At 34.6% G+C, this 12,013-nt stretch carries 10 protein-coding genes; 8 read left to right on the forward strand and 2 right to left on the reverse strand.

All coding sequences use genetic code 11. The features are described from left to right. Positions 1–1,355: 1,355 nt before the first annotated feature. Positions 1,356–1,742 (forward strand): hypothetical protein, encoded by a 387-nt coding sequence (locus FI695_07780; protein ID MQG51854.1) that lies wholly within the window; start codon positions 1,356–1,358, stop codon positions 1,740–1,742. Positions 1,743–1,887: 145 nt separating this feature from the next. After that, positions 1,888–2,832 (forward strand): SPFH domain-containing protein, encoded by a 945-nt coding sequence (locus FI695_07785; protein MQG51855.1) that lies wholly within the window; start codon positions 1,888–1,890, stop codon positions 2,830–2,832. A 250-nt stretch (positions 2,833–3,082) separates the two neighbouring features. Here the strand turns inward: FI695_07785 and FI695_07790 are convergent, their stop codons facing one another. Together FI695_07790 and FI695_07795 are read right to left on the reverse strand one after the other, a co-directional pair. Beyond that, the gene (locus FI695_07790; protein MQG51856.1) at positions 3,083–4,705 is read right to left on the reverse strand and encodes a glycoside hydrolase family 32 protein; all 1,623 of its coding nucleotides are present in this window, start codon (positions 4,703–4,705) and stop codon (positions 3,083–3,085) included. A gap of 49 nt (positions 4,706–4,754) precedes the next feature. Continuing rightward, the gene (locus FI695_07795; GenBank protein MQG51857.1) at positions 4,755–5,654 is read right to left on the reverse strand and encodes a fructokinase; all 900 of its coding nucleotides are present in this window, start codon (positions 5,652–5,654) and stop codon (positions 4,755–4,757) included. A gap of 749 nt (positions 5,655–6,403) precedes the next feature. On the opposite strand from FI695_07795, the gene FI695_07800 reads away from it, so the two are divergent. From FI695_07800 to FI695_07825, 6 genes are all read left to right on the forward strand, one after another. After that, a complete protein-coding gene (locus FI695_07800; protein ID MQG51858.1) occupies positions 6,404–7,069 on the forward strand; it encodes a nitroreductase family protein in 666 nt (221 codons plus the stop codon). Between the two features lie 61 nt (positions 7,070–7,130). Beyond that, the gene (locus FI695_07805) at positions 7,131–8,528 is read left to right on the forward strand and encodes a hypothetical protein (GenBank protein MQG51859.1); all 1,398 of its coding nucleotides are present in this window, start codon (positions 7,131–7,133) and stop codon (positions 8,526–8,528) included. A gap of 13 nt (positions 8,529–8,541) precedes the next feature. After that, a complete protein-coding gene (locus FI695_07810) occupies positions 8,542–9,576 on the forward strand; it encodes a DUF3137 domain-containing protein (GenBank protein ID MQG51860.1) in 1,035 nt (344 codons plus the stop codon). Between the two features lie 44 nt (positions 9,577–9,620). Continuing rightward, positions 9,621–10,199 carry a LemA family protein gene (locus FI695_07815; protein MQG51861.1) on the forward strand — a complete coding sequence of 193 codons (579 nt, stop codon included), beginning with the start codon at positions 9,621–9,623 and terminating at the stop codon, positions 10,197–10,199. Between the two features lie 34 nt (positions 10,200–10,233). Next, the gene (locus FI695_07820; GenBank protein MQG51862.1) at positions 10,234–10,752 is read left to right on the forward strand and encodes a hypothetical protein; all 519 of its coding nucleotides are present in this window, start codon (positions 10,234–10,236) and stop codon (positions 10,750–10,752) included. A 202-nt stretch (positions 10,753–10,954) separates the two neighbouring features. Continuing rightward, positions 10,955–11,668 carry a hypothetical protein gene (locus FI695_07825; protein MQG51863.1) on the forward strand — a complete coding sequence of 238 codons (714 nt, stop codon included), beginning with the start codon at positions 10,955–10,957 and terminating at the stop codon, positions 11,666–11,668. Positions 11,669–12,013: the final 345 nt, after the last annotated feature.

Consider the following 12,013-nt stretch of genomic DNA (forward strand, 5'->3'; position numbering starts at 1 on the left):
CCTATACCGCCTACTGCTACCCCTGTACCACCTACTGCTACCCCTACGCCTACTCCTACCCCTGTACAATTACCAGAAAGTTCTCTTTTTACCAGCTTCTCTGTATGTGGTTGGGAATCAAGTTATGCAATTGAAAACGGAGTACTATTTATATCATCAACTGAAACACCAGGAAGTAAATCAGTTGAGAATTTAAATCTGGATTTCATGCCTTCTTTAGTTGGTCAAACACATTCAAATCTTAAAAATCAATCTCTTGGTTTTTCCTACCATGAATATATCAGAACAAAACTAGATATAAATAAGGAAACATATGTAGTAAATATCCCTGCTGGGAAAACGCCATTCAAATTGGACCTAAACATAGCTGTATCAGGCAAAGGATCAGATGGCAACTCATGTTCGACTACAATAACCGAACAATTTACCCGTAGCGATGACTTTTATCCCATCGCAGAATTGTCTATACCTAGCAACGCTATACCAAATACGGACAAATATAAGCCATTTTCAATGCCATCGCCTACAGCTCAAGGTTTGTTCTTAGCTACATCACAGAGCAACTATGACGACAATTATCAAAAAGTATTTGTAAATAATAGTGAAGGTTACTTCGTAAGAAAGCCTCCAAGTACTATAAGGGTTGGTCTTTTTGGAGACGTCAAATCTGAGGACTATGAAACAATTCGTGACTATATTGAAGTTTTGGCAGTTGTAGCCCCTGATTTAGATATAGCTTGGGCAAATAATATTTCAGAAGTCACATTGCCAATACATTTGCTTTCCTGTACTGAGCTCATAAATGAGACTGCTGACCAGTATTGCAATACATCAGGCCCATCTGGTTCATTTTCAGATCAGTGGGGTTCAAATAATCTTGCGCCAGGATGGGGTTTCATTAGGATATCTGATCAGCCTTATGGATCCAGGCACACATTAACCCACGAATTTGGGCATGCTATGGGTCTTTGGCATTCTGGAATAGATAATACTAGCATGGGACCTCCTAATACCCAAGCAGGGTACTGGGCTGCACATGATCTTATGTCTGTTGCATTAATTCACAACCCTCTTATCACGTCAGGTCAAACACGTGAAGAAATCCAAACAGCTCTTAATATTCAAGGAGATGAAGTTCAGGGGTTTATTAATAACCCAGCCACATTATCTAATATTCCAGATTCTCCTTGGGTCGAAATGGGAGAAAAACTCAAAAAACAATTCAATGATTCTCGGAATAGGTAAACGTTTGTGAAATAACTACAATAAAGAGAATGCAACGCTAAAGGAATATAAAAACTTATCTTATGTTTAATGTGTCATTATTCTATAATTCCTCTCGAAAGAGGTAATTAATGAATAAATTATTCCTTATAACTATATCATTAATCCTACTAATTGCGTGTAATCATTTCTCAGACAATACTATTACATCTTGTGTAGATCTTGCAGACAAAATTAAAACGTTACCTATTACCACCAAAAATATACTGTCTCCACTAAATATAGATAAACCTACTGATTTAAAAACTTTAGAAATTCATGAAATTACTATTTCAAATCCTAATAAAGCATCCTCTAAAAACATTGATGGAAAAATCATTAATTGCAAAGGAAAAGCCATACTATCGAGTGGTAAATATCCACTAGATTTTTATTTATTATTCGAAGGTGAGTATAAATACGTAGTTGTTGAATCACAAGGTAAACGTAAATGGATTTTTCAATGGAAGCTAAATTAATTACTATACCTTGTATTTATTTATGCAACGACTGTACAATTTGAAGGATTTATCAACCTTCTTAAACAAAAATAAATTGACATACCAAGATATAACAATTTACATTTTATACTTAATTAACAATATATAGAACGAGGAGAATAATATGGAAGTTTTGCAAATACTCCTACTACCCTTAATTATTTTAACCTTATACAACACAGTCTTTACAGTACAACAACAAACATTCAAAGTAGTCGAAAGATTTGGTAGGTATAAAAGAATTGCGCGCCCAGGTATAAATATTAAAATCCCTTTTGTAGATAAAGCTAGTAAGGCCGAAAGTATGCGTATTCGACAATTAGATGTACCGGTAGAAACAAAAACAGAAGATAATGTTTTTGTAAAAGTTTCAATTTCAGTCCAATTTGTTATTTTAGATGGAAAAGAATTTGAAGCATTTTACCGTCTTGATAATGCGGAACAACAAATTACTTCTTATGTATTCGATGTAGTAAGGGCAAGGGTTCCGCTGTTAAGCCTAGATAACCTTTTTGAGAAAAAAGATGAAATTGCCGTAGCAGTTAAATCTGAACTTGATGACATTATGATTCAATTTGGATATGGAATTGTTAAAGCTCTAGTTACCGACATTGACCCTGATGCAAAAGTTAAGTCGGCGATGAATGAAATTAACGAAGCACAACGTTTAAGAGTTGCCGCTACTGAAAAAGGTGAAGCAGAAAAAATAATTATTGTAAAACAAGCGGAAGCAGAAGCAGAAAGTGATGCACTAAGAGGCACGGGAATAGCTAATGAACGTAAAGCAATTATTGACGGACTGAAAGAATCAATTGATGATTTTCAAAAAAGTATTTCTGGAACAGGGCCAATGGAAGTAATGAACTTGGTACTACTAACTCAATATTTTGATAGCTTGAAAAGCATTGCTTCGGCTCCAAATACTTCAAGTATTTTCATACCCCATACTCCTAATTCGATGTCTGACTTTTCTGATCAAATGCGAAACGCTATAATGCAGGCAGGTCAAATCACAGACCACAAAGAAATAGATCAATCAGACCAAATTACTGATAACGAAGAAATCTAAAAATAGTATTAAACAGAAATAATTTAGAAAAAGGATCAAGGAAAATAGAGCAAATCCAAAATCCGGGAGGTTACTTATGAAGAAGTCGCATCAAATTATAATGGCAGGTGTTGTAATAGTATTGGTTGCCTATGCTTGGTTGATAGGTTATGGAATGTGTAATAGTGACGGTTTATTCTGTTAAAGGGATAAATTGTAGCTCATTTATTAACGACTTTTAATCAACCAATTACTAGTACGAATATATATTTTATTCATATATGTTTCTCATATTCCAAGCATCAAAAGAAACTAGTTTAGCCTCAGAACCTTGGGCACGCAGGGAAACACCAACGCTATCTGCTAATCCAGGATACACTCTTACAGCAACACAGGCTTTATCATTCACAAAAACTTCAACGACACTTTTATCTATAAATATTCTTAGTTTAAGAGGTTCATCTGGGTCAAGAGCTATTGGTGTAGTTTCAGGAGCTCTTGATAATACTCCTGGTAATATAGAGGAATAGGATGAATCTATCGACAAAATACTCTCTCGATCTGGAATATAACGTGGTGTCCCATAAGGATTAACCACTGTATTAGCAGATTGTAATAGAGCTCCTGTTTTATCACCCCATTCAGTAATTTTAAATCCTCTATCCTTAAAAAACGCTATTCTGGTATATTCCTCTCTATTTTTGGACCTAAGCACATTTAACTCAACCATAGGAGAAGATTTTGGGTCTATCTCAACAATAAACTCTATGGTGTTCCCCTCTATTCCATCAAGAACTACCTCTTGGTTTGGAGGCAATACGGTTTTGCCTACATGTTTGTGGTCATATCGTAAAGATTCAATATCACCAGTTGGCTTGATTTTAAGAACAGAATCATTTTCTAAGGTAAGTAATCTTGGCAGAGTCATAATCTGGTTCCATCCCTTTGTGTCCATGCCAGGATTCATATTAAATATGGTCACTACACCACCTAAACCATCAGGAGTAGAGGACGGAGCATGTACTCCCGAAGGTGTAGACGCACCGAAATTGAATAAACCTCCAGAGAATACTGAGAATTTATCACGTACCTTATCGTAATCACCCAAAAGATACTGCCCTCCGCTCATATGACTGTAAAAAAGAAGTATGTATTTATCACCAATAGGCCAAAAGTAGGGACAAGCCCCATCATCTCCAACCAATGTAAAAATGTCTCCCTCAGTAAAGGGATGTAAATATTCCCAATGGATCAGATCATTTGATCTAAAAAGAAAGTCGGCAGCTCTTCTTAATCCTCCTGGTTTTGTCAGCAATGTACCACCAGACAAAGAATAATATTTCCCACCTTTACTCCAAATACACGGGTCAAACACGGTATATTCTTGAGGGGATCCATCCTGTACAGGAATAGGTATCACTGCCTTTCCTGTTAGTTTCTCCCAATTCAAAAGAAGCGGATCTGTAGAAACTGCAACAATATTTCCCGCATCAGTTCCATGATACATAGCTATTACCCGATCTTCCTCTACGAACGTAGAACCAGAAAAACATCGGCCTTCAGGATTGGGATATATTGCATATGGTAAATCTTCCCAATGTATGAGATCTTTACTTACAGCATGCCCCCAATGTTGTCTGGGATCTTCTGGTGGATAGGCTTGGTAAAACAAATGCCAACGACCTTGCCAATAACACAAGCCATTTGGGTCATTAAGTGTATTTTCTGGATTAACATAATGAAAGACAGGTCGGTAAGGATCAGTACGCATATCAAATCGTGCTTTCAACATTCTTTGTAGCAATGGATTATCCTTCAACTGTGCTTTCTGTTCCTCCAAAGTCTCGGGGAATTTATACTGGGGTGTTAGTGATGTGAATTCTGGATTATCCATATTTATCCTTTCTATAGGAATGCATGATAAACAAATGTGTTGTTAATCATCACCAAAGCCAAGCTGCACCTCGTACGCCACTTGAGTCACCATACTTAGCTTGACGCACTTCCGTTGCACACTCTTTGCCAAATACCCATTTAGACAATAATGGCTTGAGGTTGGAATAAAGTCTTTCAATATTAGACATCCCACCCCCCAACACTATTACATCAGGATCTAATGTATTTATTAAACTAGCCAATGCTTTTCCGAGCCTTTGTTCGTATCTCACGAGGCACAACTCAGCATTAGATTCGCCTTTCTCAACCAATTTAACAATTTGGTATGCTTCAAGCACTTTCCCTGTATGTAGCTCGTAATCTCTCGCAAATCCTGGCCCAGATAAAAAAGTTTCTACGCAACCTATTCGGCTACAGTAACAGGGAAACTTTTTTTGGTAATAGATATCCTCATCATTTGGCCATGGTAAAGGATTATGCCCCCATTCACCTGCTACACCATTGTTTCCTATATGTGCTTTGCCATCAATGGAAATTCCACCGCCACAACCAGTGCCTATAATTACCCCAAACACCATTTTATACCCTGCACCAGCTCCATCAATTGACTCGGAAACAGCAAAACAATTTGCATCATTTGCTATACGAACTGGCCTTCCTAATATTTGTTGTACATCCTCATCTAATGTTTTGTAATTTAGCCATGTAGCATTAGCATTTTTAACCTTATTCGTAATAGAGGATAGGGTTCCAGGTATACCTAGTCCTATGGAATCCGCGACCCCAACACTACTTTCTACCTTGGAAACCATATATTTAATTGCCCGAAGTGTTTCAGGATAGCTATCTTTAGGAGTTGGAACTCTCTCCCTATATAGTTCTTCGCCTGTATTGGATAGAGCAATAGCTTCTATTTTAGTTCCACCAAGATCTATACCAATTCTCATATGCCCTTCCTTCCAAAATCAGTATACAAAAATTGCCTGCAATAACCAACCTATATCATTATGCTAAATGGAACAATATTTAATCACTTCAGTTATCACTGCCAAAACAAACTTGCAAAATATTTTGATTGTTGTACACTATTCAAACAAATTATTAAAAGTAGTGTAATGGTAGAGATTACCAACAAAACGATTGATGCATATTAGTGGGGAGTTGTGCAACCATCTCTCCGCTAAAGCCTCCTATTTTTACTAGTAATGTTCATGTCTATAAATGGTTATTACCGAGGAATTCGCAACATAGTGTATTATTTGTATATAGGGTGTATTTATGGAAGGTTTGGATATAAACGAATTTGTTTTTGAAATGCTAGTAGTAGTAACATTAGTCAGCATTGAAAAACTGATTAAAACTCTAAATGAAAAAGGTATACTTGAACAAAATTACAAATAAGAACGATTCTTTTTTAACAGAACAAAAACGAATATATAGAAAAAGAAACCCCAAAATTGATGCCATATCCAATATTGATGCGTCTAGAAAATCTAAAAGTCGGTTGCATAAACTGTGGGCAGATATTCTTTATATTATATTTCTTGGTTGGATACCTTCATTAGTTTGCCTTTCAGTTGTACTAGTAGTAATGCTACTGATACTTTTTTATATATAGTAAGGTAAAGGATGAACTAACACATAATTACACTGATATTGGTATCAAAGATTATTATTAATTAATAAGAGGCATAAAATGGAGAAAAAATTTATTGAGTATAAAGGAAATCCAAATATAGATTTTGAAAATATGGAATTAAAATCTAAGGAATTTTATGAAAATTTAAAACAAAGAAAAACTATACGAGATTTCTCAGATAAAGATTTTCCAATATCTATCATTGAAAATTGTATAAAAACTGCAGGGACTAGTCCTAGTGGAGCTAATATGCAACCTTGGCATTTTGCAATATCTACTAAAAATGAAGTAAGAAAAATTCTTAGAAGAGAAGCAGAAAAGGAAGAAAAAAGTTTTTATGAAACAAAAGCACCCGAAGAATGGTTGAGAGCTCTTGAACCATTAGGAACCGATGCAAACAAACCTTTTTTAGAAATTGCACCATACATAATAGGAATTTTTGCTAAAAGTTACGGCGTTTTAGATGATGGTTCAAAAGTAAAACATTATTATGCTAAAGAATCAGTGGGTATAGCAACAGGAATTTTAATAACAGCATTACATCTAGTTGGTCTTTCTACTCTTACTCATACTCCAAGTCCAATGGCATTTATGAACAAAATATTTAAAAGACCCAAAAATGAAAAGCCTTTTTTATTACTTGCAGTGGGATTTGCTAAAAAAGATGCTTTAATTCCAGATATTAATAAATTACCTTTAGAAGATATTTCATCAACGATCTAAATAGAGCATATCTGAACCTAAAAAAGGGTGGCGGATATACAGCTAGATAAGGGGTTTTATTATGTTGATTAGACTAGACACATTGAGAGAAAGGCTTCATGGCGTCGTTCTTAATAAAGGAGAGCAAGGGTATGATATTGAAGGCTTACAAGATGAGCTTGATAACCTTCCTGATAGCTATGACGAGTTGGTAAAGTTTACTAAAAACTTATTAAACCTAAAAATTAGAAAAGATTGGTCTTATGTAGAACCAAGCTCTATAAATGACATTTTGAATGAAATGGATCCATCAAGACCAAAAGGGCAAATTACAGAAATTGATTACGAAGATAGCTCAAAGCGAGTAGAAGCAGCTTTTATAGCATCTTTATGTGGATGCATTTTAGGTAAGCCATTAGAGCAAAAGTTTACTGGTCATGAAATTAGAAAGGCTTTAGAAGAAATAAATGAATGGCCTATGTCAGACTATATATCGAAAGATATAGAAAATGTTCTTCCTAAGGTTCATACATCTTTTCCTGAAACAGCTAGAGAATTTATAAATTATGTAGCTCCAGATGACGATATTAATTACACAATTATGGGTATGTTGATTTTAGAAAAATTTGGTGCAGATTTTACTCATGAAAATATGAAAGAACTTTGGATAAAGCATTTACCAATTGGTACAACTTTTGGGCCTGAAAATACCAAGCTACTAAAGTCGGGAATAGAGCTAAAAATTGATGGAAGGGATAGATCTGCTTTTCTTGCAAAAGGCCCTAATGGCTCTGAAAATATTTTGCCAACTGATAAACCTGAGGATTTAATTGATGTTTTTAACGACATATTAAATCCTGGAGATGAATTATGTGGAGCTGCAATTAGAGCAGATGCCTATGGATATGCGTATCCTGGTAACCCTGCGATGGCTTCTGAACTAGCTTACAGAGATGCAAGCTTTACCCATAATCGAACTGGTGTCTATGGAACTATGTTTATTGCAGCAGCTATTTCATGTGCTCAAATCATGGAAGACAGAGATGAAATTATAGAAACAGCTCTTAAGTTTGTCCCTCAAAAGAGTCGTTTTTACGAAAGAGTTTCAGTTTGTTTTAAGGATGTAAAAGATTCTGATTCTTGGGAAGAAGCATACGATAAAATAAGTGATAAATATGGAGAATACGGCCACTGTAGAATTTATCAAGAGATAGGTATGTTGATTAATACTTTGAAGTTTGCTAAAGATGTAGGTCATGGAATTTGTATCCAAGTGAGTCAAGGTGCTGATACAGATAGTTTTGGAGCTACCTCAGGTTCTATTCTTGGAGCATATTTTGGACCCGGATACCTTGACGATAAATGGGTAAAACCATTTAATGACGATATACATACAGGGTTAGCTTGGTTTTTTGAAAGATCAGTTTCTAAATTAGCCAAAAGGATGTCAAAACTACCTGCGATCTCACTACAAAAGTAAAGGAGATTCTAATTTGCTAAAAAAACTTTTTAGCGTTTTGTTCTATAAACCGCCAACCGAAGGTTCTAAGTTTAAATCATATGTTGAATCTGAACCTTATGAGGAAGGTTTTGCCGAACACTATCGTACGAGATTACTGCCCAGAGTTAAGTATTATGAAAAAAAACGAATAAAGGCACTCAGTGTAGCACGTAGTAGATGCCTGAAGTCTATTCCAATTATCATAGTATTATTAGGAATAACAGTACTTGCAATATTAAATATTGATTCGTTAGGAAGGGGATTTTCGTGGGTTTTCTACATTTCAGTTGGAATGATAATCTCTATTATAGCATTCATATTTAACTCAATTGATAAGTATAAGACCTCTATAAAAGGGAGAATTTTTCCTAGAATTTTAGAATTTACAGGCGATTTTGAATATAAACAAAACTATAAAGCCCCTTTTGCCCAATATAAGAAATACGATATTCTACCTCCGTTTGATCCGCCTGCTTCGTTTTCTGAAGATTATGTAAAAGGTACCTATAATAATGTGAATATTGAATTTTTTGAAGCAAGACTAATGCGAGGAGCACATTATAAAGGTAAGAAGGCCGTTTTTAATGGAGTAATTGCCAAAATAAGTGTTAATAAGAAATTTTCTAGTAAAACAGTCATTCGTCCAGATAAAGGTTCTTTTGGAGATTGGGTATCTGGAAGAAAATTACCTGAAAATCAAGAAGTTGTCAGGCTTGAAGATCCAAAGTTTGATAAATTGTTTAATGTGTATTCTAATGATCAAATTGAGGCAAGATATTTACTCACAACAACTTTTATGGAACGATTGATAGAAGTAGAAAAGGCATTTGGATCAAAAAAAATTGAATGTAGTTTTTATAAGCAATCTTTAGTCATGGCGATTCATTTAAAAAAAGATTGGTTTGAACCTGGGCCTATAACTGAAATAGAAGATTTCCAGGATGATTCAAAGAATCTGCTTGCAGATATAAATTCTATATTTAATATTTGTGATACATTACAAATGGATTCAGAGATACGTTTATAAGTTAAATTACATTTTTATTATGAATATCAATAATCAGGAGTTAGATAATGGAAATAATAATTGGATTGGTTGTTGCAGTATTAATCGTATTCGTACTTTATAATTTGTACGCAAAAATAATAACGAGAAGAAATAGGGCGTTAGAAGCATTAGCAGGAATTGATATTCAGTTGACTCAACGATTCGAGCTTATACCTAACATTCTTACAATGGCATCAAAGTTTATGGAGCATGAAAAAGAATTATTTACTAGTGTGACTGAATTACGTACTCAGGCCTCTGAAAATTATGATAAGGCTGACCCAGCAGCTATTAAAGATCATTTAAGTGCTTCAAGTAGATTGGGAACACAAATGGGGAAATTAATGATTAATATGGAGGATTACCCAGATTTAAAATCTAATGAAACTATGATCCAAGCACAACAAACTTACAATGAAGTAGAGGCACAGATTGCAGCTGCTCGTAGATTCTACAACTCTTCAGTTACAGAACTAAATAATACAATAGAAATTTTCCCGGGGAATTTGTTGGCAGGGATAGCAAATTCTAAAAGTATGCCTTTCTTTGAGGCTGATGAAGCAGTTGTAGAACCAATTAACGCAACAGATTATTTTAAATAAACTGAGTATAAAAATATTGATTATAAGGAATCATATGGTACATAAAGTGATTATAACAATACTAATAACTTTTTGGTTTATATTGCCAGAATTGATGTTTCGATTCGAAGTGCCTTTAAATATAGTGAACTATTATGAAATGGTTTTAAACTATGGATTCTTGTTAGTGATTTTTTCTGTCGTACCTTCTCTAGCATATGTAATTTTGACATACATTGGTACAAGATTTCAGCGTAAGGCCAATTTATCGTTTGCTATGAAATTTAAAGAAGCAAGGAAAAATCATATACCTTTAACTTCTATGTACATAGCTTATTTCCCAATCCATGAGTATAGAAGTGGCTCATTACCTTGGATCATATTACTATATTGTAGTTACGTTATAAGCCTTTGTCTTATAGTATTTTGTGGTTTGATTTTATATAACATAATTATACTGAGTCTGTTTAGTGGTCAATATCTAGAAGATTTTGCCGTTATTGCTGTAATATTTTCTGGTCTATTATTTTTTACATTGACTGCAGCCCTAATTGATAAGGGGTTTTTCGTTTAAGATGATTTTAGTCTTGATGTAAAATAAGTAATAAACTTTCCCCTCGTATGCATGTGAAATAATCTGTATCGGAAAAAAGAGATGGTGTGCGATATAAGACTCGAACATTTAACATCTGAGTGTAAATAGTTTGCAACCTATGTGATATAATCTCGGGATATGTCTAATTCGGATAACAATAAATAAAAAGAGAGGATAAATCATGAAATTAATTATTCCAATAGTAATATTAATGACGTTGACTGCATGTAGTCAGCTTGGACTTTCAGCCACTGAATCTGCAGAACCTATCGATTTATCTGGAATTGAAACCCAATTAGATACCATAAATAACCAATTAGATGCCTTAGATAAAAAGGTAGAAGATCAGAACAATACTTTACAAGAACAAAATAATAAACTGGATTCAATCGAATCTAAACTAGATAAGCCTGTCGCCAAACCTAAACCCGAAAACAAAGATATACCTAAAAACGCAGAAAAACCTGATCCAAATTATGGACGAACTAACACTAACCCGATGGTGCCTGGGAAACCAGCTACAATAAACATAGGATCGGATGTGATGGCTACTCTTGATGCTAATATAAAAGGAGAAATCTATGATCCTAAAATATACTATAGCCTCCCTCCTTCAAGTGCTACACCCACATGGGTTATATTCAAAGGTAGTAAAGGAATAGACTCCATCAGAACTATGGCAGCAGTAACTGTGACAACATTAAATGATCTCGAAATTACTTTCTCTGCAGACGCAGATATTGATCTTCCATTTAAAATAAACCCACAAGTATTTGCTTCGAATTTTGCCTTTGATTTTCAAATGGACTTAGAACCCGATAATCCCCATTATGAAGCATCAAATGGGACAATGATGTGGTTAAATTATGAATTAATACCAATTACGGCTTCATAAAAAGAGATGGAGGGCGATAAAGGACTCAAACCTTTGACCCCTTGTGTGTAAATCAAAATAAATACATATACGATTATATACGATTCGTTAAGATATTATATATAAAAGTTGTCTGAAATAGGCTAACGTAGGCTGAATGGGTTGCAGTCAAAATCGCAGTCAATTATTATCTCTGGTTTGAGTAAAAAACACCTGTGTTATAATCTGTCTCGGAAAGAGGTAAAGTACATGTATAAAATAATTATTCTTACTATAGCAATGTTAACATTATCCGCATGTGATTCACTTGGGTTATCGACAGCAGAACCTGCAGAACCTGTAGACTTATCAAGTATAGAAGCAAAA

It is taken from the genome of SAR202 cluster bacterium (assembly GCA_009392515.1).
Taxonomy (GTDB): domain Bacteria; phylum Chloroflexota; class Dehalococcoidia; order Lucifugimonadales; family UBA6952; genus UBA6952.

Coding starts and splice junctions, on each gene's coding strand:
- FI695_07805 (MQG51859.1), top strand. CDS start 7,131: ATGTTGATTAGACTAGACACATTGAGAGAAAGGCTTCATGGCGTCGTT.
- FI695_07795 (MQG51857.1), bottom strand. CDS start 5,654: ATGAGAATTGGTATAGATCTTGGTGGAACTAAAATAGAAGCTATTGCT.
- FI695_07800 (MQG51858.1), top strand. CDS start 6,404: ATGGAGAAAAAATTTATTGAGTATAAAGGAAATCCAAATATAGATTTT.
- FI695_07825 (MQG51863.1), top strand. CDS start 10,955: ATGAAATTAATTATTCCAATAGTAATATTAATGACGTTGACTGCATGT.
- FI695_07790 (MQG51856.1), bottom strand. CDS start 4,705: ATGGATAATCCAGAATTCACATCACTAACACCCCAGTATAAATTCCCC.
- FI695_07780 (MQG51854.1), top strand. CDS start 1,356: ATGAATAAATTATTCCTTATAACTATATCATTAATCCTACTAATTGCG.
- FI695_07820 (MQG51862.1), top strand. CDS start 10,234: ATGGTACATAAAGTGATTATAACAATACTAATAACTTTTTGGTTTATA.
- FI695_07785 (MQG51855.1), top strand. CDS start 1,888: ATGGAAGTTTTGCAAATACTCCTACTACCCTTAATTATTTTAACCTTA.